We start from the raw sequence: 16481 nt of genomic DNA, 5'->3' as shown, positions 1-16481 counted from the left end.
GCTGTTAGAGATAATGGGTATGGGAGAGATTTAATATGATCACATTAGAAAGTAATGCACTACTGACTATTGCAATTTCTATTTTGGTATTGCTTGCGGGTATTTTTATACAAAAGCGCGTGAATATTTTGTCACGCTTTTTTATTCCACCTCCAGTAGTCGGAGGCCTTTTATTTTCTATCTTAATCGCTATTTTAGCCTATTTTGAGCTACTGCATATTCACTTTGACTCCAGCGCGCAAAACTACTTTATGCTTATTTTCTTTGCCACGATTGGTTTTTCCGCTAGCCTACGATTCTTGTTTATTGGTGGGCGAACGGTGATTATTTTATTTGTTTGCATGTGTATTTTAGTAATATTACAAAACCTTCTTGGTGTTTCTTTAGCAAATCTTTTAGGATTGTCTTCTGCATTTGGGATGGCAAATAGCTCGGTAACCATGGTTGGTGGTCATGGCACTGGAATTGCTTTTTCACAAATACTTGAAGATAATTTCGGACTGAAAAGCGCAACCACTATTACTGCTGCCGCTGCAACTTTTGGGCTGATAGCTGGCAGCTTATCAGGTGGACCCGTTGCAAGATATCTTATGAAAAAATATCAACTGAAGCCAAAAGAGGATGCTGTGCATCCAGATACGCGAAAAAGCAATGAAGATCGGGTTTTATCGATCTGCCAACATGGTGTGTTTAATGCTGTTGTTATGATTATTCTTGCCATTGGTATTGGTAGTCTCTTCTCTGCTTGGTTTGAGTCTATGAATATTATCTTGCCCCCTTATATTGGTGCCATGCTTGCTGCGGCCATTATTCGAAATCTGGCAGATGCAACAGATATCTTTGAAATCAAAGACACAGAGCTTCAAATGCTTGGCGCAATTTCTTTATCGATATTCTTATCGATGGCATTGATGCAAATGAAACTTCTCTCTTTAGTCAGCCTTGCATTGCCGATGCTGCTGATTCTCTTTGCTCAGCTGATTTTAGTTGTTTTATTTGCACGCTTTGTCATTTTCAGAGCACTTGGCAAAAACTATGATGCTGCGGTTATGACCTGTGGAACAGTTGGGCTTGGCATGGGCGCTACACCTAATGCTATTGCCAATATGGAAGCTTTCACTGCCAAAAACTATCCAGCACCTCAAGCATTCTTTGTCGTTCCAATTGTTGGCTCTGTACTGATTGATTTTTTCAACGCTGGCGCCATTACAACGTTTTTAAATATTTTTTAGCTTAACGCGTCCTTTTCTGTAAAACGCTAAGTACATCATCCAATGAAAGATCTTGCGCTTTGAGTAATATCATCAAGTGGAACAAAAGATCAGCACTTTCCTCAGCAAGTTCCGCTTTGGCATCGGAATCTTTTTTCATCGCAGCAATGGCGACTTCCACCCCCTCTTCACCAACCTTCTGAGCCATCCTTGCAACCCCTGACTCAATCAATGAGGTGATATAACTATCTTTAGGTCTCTTATCAAACCTTGATTGAATCGTTGCCTGCAAATGCGTTAATACATTAAATTCGCCCGTAATAGCTCCATCACTATTATCAACCTTATCAAAGCAACTTGTTTTTCCCAAATGACAGGTTGGCCCTTTTGGATGTGCTTTGACTAAAAGCGTATCATTATCACAATCAAGCGACATCGTAACAACATTCAGTATATTGCCACTACTCTCACCTTTCATCCAAAGCCTTTTTTTTGTCCTGCTATAAAATACAACCTTCTGAGACTCTATCGTTTGAATAAGCGCAGCTTTATCCATAAACCCAAGCATCAGCACTTGATTGGTATTTGCATCTTGGATAATTGCAGGAACAAGTCCATCAATCTTTTCCCAGTCTATTTTTTCGGCTAATTTCTTATCCATTACATGCCCTTATTGGAATATTGTTACTGACTAAGTTTTCTTTTAAATCAGAAATTGAAATCAATTCATCATGAAACACACTTGCTGCCAGCGCACCACTGACCGTGCTTTTAGTAAAAACCTCATAAAAATGCGCTATTTCTCCTGCACCACCTGATGCTATTACGGGGATATTAACCGCTTGTGCTATTTCATTTAGATGATTGATTGCATAGCCTTTTTTAACTCCATCTTGATTCATACAGTTAAGTACAATCTCACCTGCTCCGCGCTTTGCAACTTCCTGTGCCCAAATAAGTGGATCTTTAGTTGTTTTAATGGTTTTTTTCTCATCACCTGTGTATTGATAGACCTGATAATGTCCTTTATTCTCTTTATCTTCTTTGCTATCAATACCCACAACCACACACTGCTGACCAAAGCAATCTACAAGCTCATTAATAAAATCTGCTCGCTCTAATGCTGGCGAGTTAATAGAAATTTTATCTGCCCCTGCATTTAAAATTTCCCTGGCATCTTCTACGGTGCGAATGCCACCTGCAACACAAAATGGAATATTAATATTTTCAGCAATCTGACTCACCCAATGTGTCCTGACACGGCACATATCACTGCTGGCACTAATATCATAAAACACCAGCTCATCAGCGCCACTATCTGAGTACTTTTTTGCCAACGGCACAATATCACCAATCACACGATGATTTTTAAACTTAACCCCTTTCACCACTTTGCCATCTTTAACATCAAGGCAAGGAATAATTCTCTTGGCTAGCATGTCAGCGCCTCTTTGAGTGTGAATTTGTTCTCATATAATGCCTTGCCAACAATGACACTTTTTACTCCAGCTTTTTTTAAACTTGTTAAATCACTTAACTGCCCAACTCCGCCTGAGGCTTGAAATACAATATCTGAATAGCGTCTTTGATAGGCTTGATAAAGCTTGATATTAGGCCCTTTTAGCAAACCATCTTTGGAGATATCTGTGCAAAGAACATGTTTTAATCCTTGTGGCGCGTAATACTCGATTAAATCATCAAGTGTTTGATCTGAAGTATTCACCCATCCATGAGTTGCAATCATAGGCAGGCTATTTTGAATATGAACATCAAGCGCCAGTGTAATCCTCTCACTGCCGTAGTATTGAAGGAGCTCGCTTGTTAGATATTTATCTCTCACTGCCAGCGAACCGATAACCACCCGATCAACGCCTATTGCAAAGAGTCTATCAATAATCTCTTTAGATTTAATCCCACCGCCTACTTGCAGTGTCATATCACATGCATCTCTTATTTGCTGAGTCACATCAAATTGCTCAAATGCACCTTTTTTTGCGCCATCCAAATCAACCACATGAAGAAACTTTGCGCCATTTGTTTGATACTCTCTTGCAACCTCAAAAGGTGAAAGTGGATAGGTGGTAAGTTGATTAAAATCCCCTTTTTTCAAACGCACACACTGAGCATTAATTAGATCAATCGCAGGTAAAATATTCACTTTTTCCCCTCATTAATAAAATTTCTTAATAGTGTCTCACCGACAGTTCCTGACTTTTCAGGGTGAAACTGCATGCCATAAAAGTTTCTTTTTTGCACCATCGCAGCAAATGGTAAAATATAATCACACTCAGCCATACAGTCTTCTGTAATATCCGCATAGTAACTATGAACAAAATAAAGGTGTTTGGTTTGCTCTAAACCTTGAAGCAGATTCACCTCTGCAATGTTTGTCAATGTGTTCCATCCCATATGCGGGACAGACTCTTTGGAATTATGTGCACTAAAAGATCTCACTTTTCCCTGAATAATATCAAGACACTTTGTGTCACCTTCTTCTGAGTGGGAATATAAAAGCTGCATCCCCAAACAAATGCCTAAAACAGGCTGTTTTAAAGTAGGAATAAAGGCATCAAGGGCATGGCTTTTAAGCGCTTTCATAGAAGATTTTGCATGGCCCACTCCCGGCAAGATGACATAATTTGCTCTACTGATCGCATCTTTATCATGCGTTAACAAACAGCTTTGCCCTAGGCGCTCAAAGGCATATTGAATCGAAGCAAAATTACTGCCACAGCAATCAATAATGGCAATCATAACACCCCCTTGGTGCTTGGCAGCTCTTTAGAGGTGCGCTCGATTGCCTGAGCTAATACTTTACCTAATGCCTTAAATGCGGCCTCAACCATATGATGTGTGTTTTCACCAGTGACTGACAGGTGTAGTGTTGCCTTAAGCCCCGCTGCAAACGATGAGAAAAAATGTGATACCATCTCTGTAGACAACATGCCTACTTTTTCACTTGGGAAGTTTGCATTAAATTGACAAAAAGCACGGCCACTTAAATCAAGAGAAATCTTTGCTTCAGATTCATCCATTGGCAACAAAAAACCATAGCGGTTAATCCCATATTTATCACCAAGCGCCTGTGAAATAGCTTCTGACAAGCTAATGGCAACATCTTCAACACTATGGTGATCATCCACCTCCAGATCCCCTTTTACCTTGATATCAACTGAAAAACCACCATGCTTTGCAATCTGATCCAACATATGATCAAAAAAGCCAATGCCTGTATCAATTTCTCTTATCCCATTTTGATCCAAGTTCACAGAAACAGTAATGTCCGTTTCATTAGTTTTTCGCTGTATTTTTGCCTTTCTATCTGCCTGTAAAATTGCTTTACGTACAGCATGCCAATCTGGGGTCTTTGCTGTAGCAATTTTAATGCCCTCAATATTAAGCCTAGCTGCAAGCTCTATATCAGTGTCTCTATCACCAACCACATAGCTTTGTTTTAAATCAATGCACTGTTGAGTCAAATATGGAATTAAAAGACCAATCTCTGGCTTTCTACAGTGACATTTATCCTCTGGTAAATGCGGACAGATAAGTACATCTTCAAACTGAATGCCTTGTGATAAGAATATTTTTAACATCATATTATGTGCTGGATCAAAATCGCTTTGCGGGAAGGATGCTGTCCCGAGCCCATCTTGATTGGTGATCATCACAAGCTTAAAACCTGCATGACTCAAGTCTCTAAGGACGTCAAAAACCCCCTCCATAAAATCAAGCTTATCGAGTGAATCAACTTGATAATCTTCAGGCTCTTTAATTAAGGTGCCATCTCGATCAATAAATAAATACTTATATTGCTGCATTTTGCTTCATTATCTCGCGTATAGTTTTCATTAACTTTTCATTTTCATTTGGCGTACCAATGCTAATACGCACGAGATTTTCAATATCTAAACTACTTGAAAAATCACGTATTACAATCCTTTGGTCTAACAATATTTGATAGACGTTCTCTTTAAACTGGCACAATAGAAAATTACCATAAGATTGCCAAATTTTAATGACTATTGACTGTGATTTTAAAAATGTATATAACATATCTCGCGCCTTATTAATATCTTCCATCTCTTGCTGATAGCATGCTTTAGAGGCATGAGAGCACAACTTCTCGATAGCAGCATTGGCCACAGGTGTCGGGATTGGATAAGGCGCAATGATGCTACTTAACCAAAAAGTCAGCTTTTTATTGGCAATCACGCTGCCAACCCTTGCCCCTGCAAGCCCCATCGCTTTTGACAGGGTTCTTAAAACAACCACATTATCAAAGCGTTCGATCAACGTGCTTGCTGAAGCTTGCTTACTAAACTCAATATAAGCCTCATCAACCACAAGCATACTTTGCCCTTGTAATACCTTTGCAAGCTCAGCAATATCCTCAAGCGGAATAATCTGGCCAGTTGGATTATTGGGCGAGCATAAAAAAACAAGCTTTGTTTTATCTGTCATAGAAGATAAAAGGGTATGTTTATCAAACTGAAAATCATCTTCTGCAATAAGTTTACAAGTGTTACAAGCAACCCCCTGGAGTGATGCTGAAACACGATACATGCCAAAAGTTGGCTCAAGTGCTAAGATTTCATCTTCATTATAAGTGCAAAACAAGCGGATCAATAGATCAATCCCTTCATCACTTCCTCTGGTAATAAGTAGCTCATCTTCCGTAATCTCATAGAAATCTGCCAATAGCGCCTTTAGTTTTTTAGGTTGTGGCTCAGGATAGCGATTAAGTCTTTTCTCATCATTATATGGAGACTCATTAGCATTTAGCCATATCTCCCCTTGAAGCTTTATTGAGCGCGCTGATTTGTAAGGAGAAAAACACTGTAAATCCCGACGTATTAATTGCTCAAAGCTCATAAAAAACTGCCTTTTCTAGATCTTTTAATCTAATATCAACTGCCAGAGCATGTGCATCCAATCCCTCAGTTAGGGCGAGTTTACTTGCCATTTTTCCAATGTTTTTGATACCTATATCAGAGACTTCCTGTACGCTGATTGCCACCATAAAATCACGTGTTTCAAGTCCGCCATAGCTCTTGGCAAAACCCGAGGTCGGTAGCACATGATTTGATCCAGTAAGATAATCACCCAAGGCTTCTGCTGCATATTGACCTATAAATACAGCTCCTGCTGCCATCACTTGAGAAAGAAGCGCTTTAGCATTGTCAGTATTAATAATTAAATGCTCTGGTGCGTACTGATTTGATAGCCTTACAGCTTCATCTAAGCTCTCAGTCAAAACAATTACCAAGTTTTGAATGGATTTAGTTAAAATGCTTTGTCGAGTAAGTATTTTTGATAGGTTAGTTACTTCATTTTGCACTTTATCCACTAGCTTTTCACTATTGGTTAATAAAATAGCCTGCGAATCAACGCCATGCTCCAATTGCGCCAATAAATCTGAAGCGATATAACGTGCATTTGCCTTTTGATCAGCAATCACAAGCACCTCTGATGGACCTGCTGGTAAGTCAATCGCTGCGCCCTTGGCATCTTGAGATACCTGAAGCTTAGCCTCTGTTACCCAGCTATTTCCAGGGCCATAAATTTTATTTACTTTAGCAATGCTTTCAGTCCCATACGCCATTGCCGCAATCGCTTGGGCGCCACCAATTTTATATACACAGCGAACACCACAAAGCTGAGCGGCAACCAACAAAAGCGGGTGAATTTTCTTAGTTTTATCACATGGTGTGCAAACTGAAATATTTTGACAGCCTGCAATTTTCGCAGGAACTGCCAGCATGATAAGTGTTGAAATTAAAGGCGCAGAGCCTCCTGGCACATAAAGACCAACCGATTCAATGGCGTGATATAACTTTTGGCAAATCACACCATCTTCCGTATCAACAATAAGCGTTTTTGGTTTTATCTCTCTATGATAGTTTTCAACTCGCTGGATGACTTTTTTGATGAGATTAACCTCTTCTTCACTTACAGATTGAAGAGCGGCTTCAAACTCCGCATCACTTACTCTCAAATCATCGAGCGCCACACCATCATACTTCCGTGTGTATTCATATAGTGCGGCATCTTTATTGGAATAGACATTTTGTAGTATTTCGCCAACAGCACTTTTTAGCGCCTTATTTTTCGAACTTAATGGTCGGGATAAAATACTATCTTTTTCACTATCTAACAGTGTTTTGTAGTCATATATTTTCATAAACCCCTCTCATGCCAGCATTTTTTCAATTGGCAACACTAAAATGGAACTTGCCCTTGCTTTTTTAAGCTGCTCTAGTGTCTGCCAAAACACGCCCTCTTTCGTGACAATATGTACCGCCACTTTGTCATCAGAATGAGACAAAGGAATAACAGTTGGCTCTTCATGTCCCGGCAAAAGTTGAGCAATTTCTTTTAATGCTTCTTTTGGTGCATGAAACATAACATATTTACACTCTTTTGCCTGATTCGCCCCATCTATGCGATCAAGCAGTCTTTGATAAAATTGTTGAAGCTCACTATCAAGAACATTTGTGCTTTTAATCAGCACCGCTTCAGAGTTTAAAACGACTTGTAGCTCTTTAAGATTATGCTCTTCCAGTGTTCTACCCGTTGAAACCAAATCACAAATGATATCAGACATATCAAGACTTGGCGCAATTTCAACCGAACCTGAAATATTCAGCGCCCTAAGTGATAGGTTATATTGATCAGAGAAATCCTTTATAGTATTTGGGTAGGATGTTGCAACACGCATACCATTTAAGCTTTGAATCCCCTTAAACTCAAAATCATTTGGTGCCGCAAGTGATAATCTGCACTTTCCAAAGCCAAGTGTTCTCTCAGTCACTATATTTGTTTGTTCTTTATTATTTTGTGCCAAAGAGAACTCTTTTAAAACATTTTCACCGACAATACCCAAATCACATACCCCACTATTAACAAGCACGGGGATATCATCATCTCGAACGAATAAACAATCAACTGGCGTGTTGGCACTATGACAGTACAATGAACTTTTAGATAACTGCATATTGATGCCAATACTTTTTAATAAGGCAAGGGAGTCACTATTTAAGCGACCTTTTTTTTGAATAGCAATTCTGAGTCTTTTTCTTATTTGCATTTGATGTGTATCTCTATTTTTTTACGGTACAATGATGTGCATCATTCATTTCGGTTCAAGCGATCTAAAATTAAATTATATCCGCCAGTGCCATATTCAATACAACGTGCGATACGTCCAACTGTTGTCACACTAACTCCAGTCTCGGCATAAATTTGACGATATGGCTTTTGTGCTTTAATCTCTATTGCTGCACGTAACCTCCCTGCCATTGCTGTTATTTCAGCTGGCGTACAGATATCCTCAAAAAGCGCTTTAACCTCTTTTTCACTTTTGGCAAGAAAAATCGCTCTATATAAAAGATCGCTATCATTCTTTTTTGTTTGTTTGATTTTTTTATCGTCTTCTGCCTGCATCTTTAGTTTCCAGTCTTAACTCACATCATATTGTGTTATGTGTTAATGTGTTAATGTGTTAATGTGTTAATGTGTTAATGTGTTAATACATTACATCAGTTACAACCCTAAATCAACCTCTTAATGGTTTCTTTTAAACACAAATCTCAAAAACCAGAAATACTGGAAAATGGCTCATGGCTCATATCTATAATCAAATTTTGTGTTAAACTATAAAAAACAGAGCCATTAAATAAATGTAGAATGAGAGATGGACACAGAAGACAATCCGGTTCGCCTAATTAAGAAGTACCCTAACCGGCGACTGTATGATACAAAAACAAGTGCTTATATTACCATGGAAGATGTTGAGCGCTTGATTAACTCGAGTGAAAACATCAAGATCATTGATAATAAATCCGGAAAAGATATTACCCGTGGCATTTTAATGCAGATTATTAATGAGCTTGAAGATAAAAGCCCAAGACAAATGTTTAGTAATGCTTTTTTGACGCAAGTCATTAAATCTTATGGAACAGATATGCAAAACACTTTGGTCATGTGTTTTAATAAGACGCTTGATTTGTACTTAAGTCAAGCGCCTAAAGCCACTAATATCAACAAACCCAGCTCCAAAATGGATCCAAATACTTATTTTAATACCGTTGCCCGTGATAATATCTCTAGATGGCAAAAATCATGGGATAATTTAAAGAGTAAAAAATAAACTTATGACACATCGTTATGAAAAAGTTGTAAAGGTTATACTCAATTCCATTCGATATCGTGACTTTCATAAACAATCTTTGCTCTATACACAGCCTATTAATAGCCTGATTCAACTTTGCTCGACGCAATTGAAAATTAGAAATTTTACATTTTTTCGCCTATGGAATGACTTGTCCTTTTCAACTATTAGTGCTGAGCCCTCTTTGATAAAACCTTATGTCTTAAATAAGTTATGGCAATATGACCTTGTAGCAATCCCTTCTCTTACCCAGCCGATATATTCAAGGCTGGACGCTTATCCTTTTACTGCCAAGTCTATCTATCTTAAAAATATTCAAAAATATCAGGCAAAAAATGTCATTGTCATTGAACATGATTTACATACTTGTAAAGATAGTCACTGTTTTTTAGTTGACCTTGAAACCGATGAGATAGCCTTTCAAGAGATATTTAGACAGCTCTTTGACATCACCTTATTTTTCTACAAAAAATATCAAGAGAGAGATTTTCCTGAACCTAAAATGTTTGTGCCTAATACCTATTCACGTCCAACGCAACATTATTATTACAATAAGGTTAATACTTTGTTCTCACCTTATTTATCACTTAAACAGCATTATCACCTGACCGATAGAAACCTTGACTATATGCATCTGATTACGCTTGGACTTGCAAGTAGTGAGATCTCTAGCATCTTAAAGCGCTCCTTAAGGACAGTTGAGCAAACCATCGATAACATTCGCTATAATATGAATCTTAAAACGCGAAAAGAGCTAGAGGCTTTTTTGCAAGTTTTTTACCGCTCGCAAGTTGATGCTTACCTTGCAAAAAACAATCCAAACGTCATTATCCAACAGTGGAAGGATAAACTTATAACCCCTTGAATGAGACAATACTTTATACATTACAGGCTTAGATCAGCCATTGAAGTAGCAGCAAGCTTTTGTGTTTGTGTAGTTTCATCTTGATAATCTGCACTAATAAATACGCGGTAGCTTGTTGATGGCGCCAGTTGAATATCAAGTGACCTTTGTGTTGTCTGACCACTAAACGCAACTTTATACACGCCTTTCTCCAAATAAAGTATCTCAATATGATAGTTAAATATTGGCGCCTTTGCAGTTGCATCTTTTGGTGCATCCCAGATGAGTTTACCGCTCACATATTGCAAATTTAGCCCATTTGACCAATCAGCCAAGCCTGAAGTGTAATCACTTATAACAGGATAAGTATCGATATTCGCGCCGCTAAAGACAGGATCGCTAAACAGTCCCCAAAAACCATCTACATTGCTAAAGTGGTTATTATTGAACAAACTCCATAAAATGACGCTTTGTGGGTAGTGGACTGCTGTATTTTGCGTGCTGTTCATTGTCGTCGCCAAATCAGCATAGAGCGCTTTTCTGAAATTCACGCCTGTTCCATTTGGCCATGAGCGATTTTGCGGGCTACTTTTATCATCACTTGGCCAGCCACTTTCAGCCGCAACAAGTGATATCCGACCTTGATAACTAGTATCAAATGCATGGTTAAATGCCGTTAATATACTTGAGATAAGCTTTTGAAATTGTACCTGATCATTTACATTTTGTGCAAAACTGCCACTTCCGGCATAAATCCACCCCGGATAGATCGAACCAAAAACAGCTGGTGTAAACTCTTTACTATGATTTTCAGTCCCACTTAAGCGAATGGTACTTTGTCCCTTTAGGGCGATAAGATACGCCTCTGTTAAATGTTGAAACATCTTACCAAGCGTAAAGTTATTTACTGCAATCTTATCAGGGTAGCTGTAGCTGATAGGCATCTTGCTAAAAGTGCTACTTGCCTGCAAGTTACAATTCTCCCCTTCCACACAGTTGTTTTTGCCATAGATACCGTACTCAAGCACTCGGGTATTCGGATCATTATTTTGCATGCTGTAGTTGAGCATATTGACAAAATCAAATGGAAATATTGCACCATCTTTGCTCGTTTGATAAATCTCAAGTTTTGTTGTTGGCGCAGGCTTCTCTGCAATGTTATATGACAGCGTCGCCTGTGTTCCCACCGCAAAATCAAGCCCCACAATCACATGCCCTTGCAAACGATAAATATCAGAGAATCTGGGATCACTTGCATGGGCATTAGCAATAATATTATTCATTGTTGTCACATAATAAGGGGATAAAAAAGCCGTGTTAGCAAAAGTTGCCCCCTGTCCACTTCCTTGTGGTGAGTCATTAAATTGCCAGATTTTGTTACTTTGGCTGTACTTTGCCTGAATCTGTGTGTTACTGGCAAGCTCATTGCCAAGTAAAATTGCTTTCACCTGACAGCTATTGTTAGTACATAAATACTGCGCAATATTATTCAGGTAGGTCTTTATGTTCAGACAAATGGAAGTTGCCGGTGGCTCTTTAGCCCAAGGAGATGGATTAAAGCTTTCATTTGCCTTAGCATAACTGCAAATATCATTATTATACTGGGCAAGGGATGACCATTTATCAAAATAATTTTCACTTGTCACGGTTAAGCCTTTTCCCCCTTTTTTAGTAACCTGTTTGATGCTAGTAGCTGTCCCTGGGTTCCAATAGGCTTGATTAAAGCGATTATCCGGATGATATGCCAAAAAAATCACTGCCAATTTGGCATTTTTAATCGCTTGGTATAAAGAGAAATCATTTTTTTCACAGCCCATATCACGGAATGAGCCCATCACTTTCACAAGATTAAATCTCGTTGCAATTAAATTCATAATAAGCCCAATATCGCTTGCATCTTTGGCGTATTTGCAAACATCTCCCGGCGGTGTTAAAATCAAATTCACCCCCACTTTTGGCATAAATAATGGGTTTTCATAATAACTATAATAGCTCTCAGCGCTACTGGTTATCACTTTAAAAAGATTATAATTAAAATTGGTTTTCAGATAAAATGCACAGCTTTTTCCAGATGCTAGCGCTAAAGCTGATGTACATTTTGGATACAGGGTTGATGCTGTGTTAACTGAACTTACTGGATGCCCATTTAATTGAAAAGACTGAAGTGTGATGTTTTTCTGATTATTTACATTCGCCGAAATAATAATGGCATTATTCACATAATCATTAGATAGCACTAATGTGTTATTTGAAGCGGGTACACTTGAGACCGTTAAGACATGCGTTTGTGAACTGGATGCACCATTTGCAGTGAGATAAAGCTTATAGTTACCAGCACGTGTTGGGGTAATATCAAATTGACAGCTACTTGAAGTTGTCAGTGGAATATTCTGGCAATTATCAGCAACAACACTAATACCAGTTTGATTGGAATGTAGGCTAATCGTTGTGTTTTGACTCTGTGAAAGCGTTAACTCACTCGATGAATTTTGAATGCTTGCGTTTATGGTGACACTGCCGTTGACCAAAGAAGAGCTTGTGCTTAGCGTTTCATTGAGTATATAGGATCCAGCAGGTGGTGTTGGTGTTGAGCCAGAGGATCCAGAGCCCCCACAGCTTGTTATCAGTAACGTGATAGGCAAAATAAAGATAATATAGCGCATAATATCACTTCCATTTTTATTTCCAGCTAGTATTTAACTGTATCTTAGCATTCTCTTTAATAGCGCTCTAAAGCGCATAAAGCATCCATTTATATCATAAAATATCAACATCAATACGACTATAAAACAAAAGAAGATAAAAGAGAACCGTAGTTGCTACGGCTATTTTAATCGGCTAGATATGACTCTGGCTCTTATCACTCAATACGATGAATGCTAGTTATGCTAATAGCTCAGGAACTGGCTTGCCAATATTATGATAAAACGTCTCAACAAATGCTTCAAAATTCCCCTCTTCCAAAGACTGACGAATGCCCTTCATCAGATTTTGAAAGTAGGTGATATTATGAATGGTGTTCAATCTTGCGCCAAGTGACTCTTTGGTTTTATCCAAATGATGCAGATAGCTTTTTGAGAAGTTCTTACAAGTATAACATTCACAAGAATCATCAAGTGCTGAGGTATCAGTTTTATATTTACTATTACGAATACGCACCACACCTGATTTCACAAATAAGTGACCATTTCTAGCATTTCTAGATGGCAGTACACAGTCAAACATATCAACCCCACGGCGCACGCCTTCAACTAAATCCTCAGGCTTGCCAACACCCATTAAATAGCGCGGCTTATCCTTTGGCATCTGATGCGCAGTATGATCTAGAATACGAATCATATCTTCTTTGGGTTCACCAACAGAGAGTCCACCAATTGCATAGCCATCAAAGCCAATATCGGTAAGTGCTTTGAGTGATTTATCTCGTAAATGTTCATACATTCCACCTTGAATAATGCCAAAAAGCGCCGCTTTATTATCACCGTGGGCATGTTTACTTCTAAGCGCCCAGCGCATTGATAGCTCCATGGAGTCTTTGGCTTCTTTTTCTGTTGCTGGATACGGTGTACACTCATCAAAACACATCACAATATCAGAGCCCAGATCACGCTGAATTTGCATGGAAATTTCAGGGTCTAGAAATACCTTTGCGCCATCAATGGGTGAGCGAAAACTTACCCCCTCTTCTGTCAGCTTACGAAGTGCGCCAAGACTAAAGACTTGAAAGCCACCAGAATCTGTAAGAATAGGCCCCTTCCAACGCATAAAATCATGTAAATCGCCATGCGCTTTGATAATATCAGTTCCTGGGCGAAGCCACAGGTGAAATGTATTGCCAAGCACGATTTCAGCACCTGTTTTTGCAACATCATCAGGAGAAAGTGACTTCACCGCACCATAAGTCCCCACTGGCATAAATGCAGGCGTTTGAACCACACCTCTATCAAAAACAAGCTGACCACGGCGTGCTTTTTTATGCTCGCCCAATAAGGTAAATTTCATCGTATTGTTCTTTATCGAAAAATAATCGCATTATAATATAGTAATTACAGAAGATTTGAAATTATAAACGGCTAAATTCAAGAGATCTCATCGGGATATGGTTTAAATCTGCAGGCAGTCAAGCGGTTATACTAAGAGTACTTTTTATGATACATTGATACATACTCAGTTAATACTTGCCGTATTAGTGGCTGATAATTAATCCCTTTTGATGAGGCAATATGCTTCAAATCATCAATAAGGTCTTGTTGTAATCTGCAAGAAATAAGCTTCAAATTAAGCCCCCTATCTGCACTTGTTTTAAATGGCACTGCATGTTCAATATCCGCACCTAATTTTTTCTCATCCCAACTATTATCATTTTCGATATCAGCTAATAAGTGTTGTTCTAATTTTTGTTGTTTAGACATTTGTAAATCTCCCGTTCTTTGGAGTTAGGTTCATAGGAAGTTTTAAGCACAATATCACTCTCAAACTCAATAAATACTATTTTCAATAACCTTCCAGCATCAGTTTCAGCTAGAAACCACTGTGTTGGTGGTATCGTTTTATTTTGTTCTCTATCATCGATCAGTGTGCAACCTTCTCTATTGATAAAGCATTGATGCACTTCACTTATAGTTACTTTATGCTTATTCCAAAGTTTATCTTTAATCTTTGCTGTTGCAACTAACATAATGAATATTGCCTAATTAACTTTATATATCTATTGTATATGCAAATAAAGTATAGCGCAAGGGCAAGTACAAAAAGCATGCAAGATGTTTGATTCAGCTTGGAAGAGCGTTGAGGATGATTTGTTTAGCCAAATAGTTCAAGTGTAAGTGACAATAAAAAAATAAATTCAAATAATTTAGTGATGCCTTTTGTACTCTCTTAAGACTGCATTAATTTTAGTTTGATACCCTTTGCCCATTGATTTGAAATATTCAATAATATCGCTATCAAGTCTAATTGTGACTGATTTTTTTGTATTAGTAAAAGGCTTAAATTTAGCCCAATCAGCATCACCCATGTCAGAGCTATCAGAGTAATCTATTTCACTATCTTTCATATTTTTAACAGCTTCTAATTGCTGCTTTATATCTAGCTTTTTCTCTTTCATTTGCTTTCCTCACAGATATGATTCTAATTTTATTATTGCGCTCTGTATATACAACGTTAAATAAGCAATTTTCATAAAGCGAATAGGCCGTATACCTTATTTCACCGTAGTCTTTTCTATCATCAACCGCAACAAGCATGGAGTCATTAAAAAGATAGTGGACAATATCAAACGAGATTTTGTGCTTCTCAAGGTTTCTTAAGCTTTTATACTCATCCCACTCAAATTGCATTTTATATCTTTCAGCTCGACACAGCGTAATCACAATTGTACATACAAATGTGCATATTGTCAAATAATATCAAAGTAAATCAACTGCTTTTTGTTTAAGCTCATCTAAGTAGTCGCCCCTGAAAAAGTAGCTTTTCACATTGTTTTTGTGTGTTTATTGTTCACTGAACTTTATTTCAAAACTCAAAGATATGCCCTAATTGAGTTGAGCCAGCTTCTTCTGGATAAAAATAAATCAAACAGTGACATGCAGGACACAAATACCCAACCCATCTACCAGAGTGACTCATTTAATCTGTGTCAGGTATGTCTAAACAGGTGTCAATAACCTCATCACATGCTTAAGATTCATTCCCATTCCAGCTGAGATTGCATTAATCTTATCTCCAAGCTCGCCCTTGAGAAAATTGCGATCCATGCCATGGTCTGATTTCAAATGCCCGATAATCGGTTCAATACTGGAGCGGCGCTTCATGCGTTTTTTAATAGCCTGTGTCACTCCTCGCTTTTGCCCTGAGCAGTAAACCTTAACATCAGTAACACCATGCCCCTTGTAACCACGATCAACATGCACCTCTTTAATATCAGCACCACTTAGCTCTTTTGCTTTGGACAGCGATGACTCTAACGTATGACCATCATAGGGATTACCATGTAATGAATGAGAACACAAAATCCANCCTGATTTCACCGTTGCAACAATGGACGCTTTAACACCAAACTCATACTTTTTATGCGCCTTACCCTTGGCAATACACTCAACTTCAGGCGCATGAATAGCATAAAGTTTCTTCTTGTCTTTCACCTTCTGATTAAGTAACCGGTTAGATAAATGCAGTAACTCAGTCACCTCCAGTGGAACTTCTGATAGCTTCTTAGTTTTACGATCCATATCGCGATAAACACGAGCAAGGT

18 protein-coding genes are annotated in these 16481 nt (G+C 38.3%); 3 read left to right on the top strand and 15 right to left on the bottom strand.

Features of this window, described 5'->3' with window-relative positions; translation table 11 throughout:
- The first annotated feature begins 35 nt into the window (after positions 1–35).
- The gene (gene gltS / locus A37Q_RS0103290) at positions 36–1232 is read left to right on the top strand and encodes a sodium/glutamate symporter (RefSeq protein ID WP_018298847.1); all 1197 of its coding nucleotides are present in this window, start codon (positions 36–38) and stop codon (positions 1230–1232) included.
- A 1-nt stretch (position 1233) separates the two neighbouring features.
- On the opposite strand, the gene hisIE is transcribed toward gltS, so the two are convergent.
- The 9 genes from hisIE to A37Q_RS0103245 are packed head-to-tail and all read right to left on the bottom strand — an operon-like array spanning position 1234 to position 8657.
- A complete protein-coding gene (gene hisIE, locus A37Q_RS0103285; RefSeq protein WP_018298846.1) occupies positions 1234–1872 on the bottom strand; it encodes a bifunctional phosphoribosyl-AMP cyclohydrolase/phosphoribosyl-ATP diphosphatase HisIE in 639 nt (212 codons plus the stop codon).
- Complete coding sequence (gene hisF / locus A37Q_RS0103280) at positions 1865–2650, bottom strand: imidazole glycerol phosphate synthase subunit HisF (RefSeq protein ID WP_018298845.1); 786 nt, start codon at positions 2648–2650, stop codon at positions 1865–1867. The genes hisIE and hisF overlap by 8 nt, the downstream gene beginning before the upstream one ends.
- Complete coding sequence (gene hisA, locus A37Q_RS0103275; RefSeq protein ID WP_018298844.1) at positions 2644–3369, bottom strand: 1-(5-phosphoribosyl)-5-[(5-phosphoribosylamino)methylideneamino]imidazole-4-carboxamide isomerase; 726 nt, start codon at positions 3367–3369, stop codon at positions 2644–2646. Before hisA ends, hisF begins: the two co-directional genes overlap by 7 nt.
- Positions 3366–3965 (bottom strand): imidazole glycerol phosphate synthase subunit HisH, encoded by a 600-nt coding sequence (gene hisH, locus A37Q_RS0103270; RefSeq protein ID WP_018298843.1) that lies wholly within the window; start codon positions 3963–3965, stop codon positions 3366–3368. The genes hisA and hisH overlap by 4 nt, the downstream gene beginning before the upstream one ends.
- Positions 3962–5032 (bottom strand): bifunctional histidinol-phosphatase/imidazoleglycerol-phosphate dehydratase HisB, encoded by a 1071-nt coding sequence (gene hisB / locus A37Q_RS0103265; protein WP_018298842.1) that lies wholly within the window; start codon positions 5030–5032, stop codon positions 3962–3964. The genes hisH and hisB overlap by 4 nt, the downstream gene beginning before the upstream one ends.
- Complete coding sequence (gene hisC / locus A37Q_RS0103260) at positions 5019–6086, bottom strand: histidinol-phosphate transaminase (protein ID WP_018298841.1); 1068 nt, start codon at positions 6084–6086, stop codon at positions 5019–5021. The genes hisB and hisC overlap by 14 nt, the downstream gene beginning before the upstream one ends.
- A complete protein-coding gene (gene hisD, locus A37Q_RS0103255; RefSeq protein WP_018298840.1) occupies positions 6076–7395 on the bottom strand; it encodes a histidinol dehydrogenase in 1320 nt (439 codons plus the stop codon). Before hisD ends, hisC begins: the two co-directional genes overlap by 11 nt.
- 9 nt (positions 7396–7404) lie before the next feature.
- The gene (hisG, locus tag A37Q_RS0103250) at positions 7405–8301 is read right to left on the bottom strand and encodes an ATP phosphoribosyltransferase (RefSeq protein ID WP_018298839.1); all 897 of its coding nucleotides are present in this window, start codon (positions 8299–8301) and stop codon (positions 7405–7407) included.
- 41 nt (positions 8302–8342) lie between these two features.
- Complete coding sequence (locus A37Q_RS0103245; protein WP_018298838.1) at positions 8343–8657, bottom strand: YerC/YecD family TrpR-related protein; 315 nt, start codon at positions 8655–8657, stop codon at positions 8343–8345.
- Positions 8658–8907: 250 nt separating this feature from the next.
- Here A37Q_RS0103245 and phaR point away from each other — a divergent pair, with 250 nt between their 5' ends.
- The gene (gene phaR / locus A37Q_RS14520; protein ID WP_018298837.1) at positions 8908–9363 is read left to right on the top strand and encodes a polyhydroxyalkanoate synthesis repressor PhaR; all 456 of its coding nucleotides are present in this window, start codon (positions 8908–8910) and stop codon (positions 9361–9363) included.
- A gap of 4 nt (positions 9364–9367) precedes the next feature.
- Positions 9368–10249, top strand: a complete 882-nt coding sequence (locus A37Q_RS0103235; protein ID WP_018298836.1) for a helix-turn-helix transcriptional regulator — start codon at positions 9368–9370, stop codon at positions 10247–10249.
- Positions 10250–10269: 20 nt separating this feature from the next.
- Here A37Q_RS0103235 and A37Q_RS0103230 read toward each other — a convergent pair whose 3' ends face one another.
- The 6 genes from A37Q_RS0103230 to A37Q_RS16570 form a co-directional block, all read right to left on the bottom strand.
- Positions 10270–12891, bottom strand: coding sequence for a hypothetical protein (locus tag A37Q_RS0103230; RefSeq protein WP_018298835.1), 2622 nt, complete (start codon positions 12889–12891; stop codon positions 10270–10272).
- Positions 12892–13111: 220 nt separating this feature from the next.
- Complete coding sequence (gene tgt / locus A37Q_RS0103225; RefSeq protein ID WP_018298834.1) at positions 13112–14230, bottom strand: tRNA guanosine(34) transglycosylase Tgt; 1119 nt, start codon at positions 14228–14230, stop codon at positions 13112–13114.
- Positions 14231–14361: 131 nt separating this feature from the next.
- Positions 14362–14640, bottom strand: a complete 279-nt coding sequence (locus tag A37Q_RS14515; protein WP_018298833.1) for a CopG family antitoxin — start codon at positions 14638–14640, stop codon at positions 14362–14364.
- Positions 14619–14906 carry a hypothetical protein gene (locus A37Q_RS0103215; RefSeq protein WP_018298832.1) on the bottom strand — a complete coding sequence of 96 codons (288 nt, stop codon included), beginning with the start codon at positions 14904–14906 and terminating at the stop codon, positions 14619–14621. Before A37Q_RS0103215 ends, A37Q_RS14515 begins: the two co-directional genes overlap by 22 nt.
- Positions 14907–15083: 177 nt before the next feature.
- Positions 15084–15335, bottom strand: coding sequence for a BrnA antitoxin family protein (locus A37Q_RS16475; protein ID WP_018298831.1), 252 nt, complete (start codon positions 15333–15335; stop codon positions 15084–15086).
- Entirely contained in the window at positions 15289–15567 is a 279-nt protein-coding gene (locus A37Q_RS16570; RefSeq protein ID WP_018298830.1) for a BrnT family toxin, read from the bottom strand. Before A37Q_RS16570 ends, A37Q_RS16475 begins: the two co-directional genes overlap by 47 nt.
- Between the last annotated feature and the right edge of the window lie 914 nt (positions 15568–16481).

It is taken from the genome of Fangia hongkongensis FSC776 = DSM 21703, from assembly GCF_000379445.1.
GTDB lineage: Bacteria > Pseudomonadota > Gammaproteobacteria > Francisellales > Francisellaceae > Fangia > Fangia hongkongensis.
This window is presented reverse-complemented; position numbering and strand designations above follow the sequence as displayed.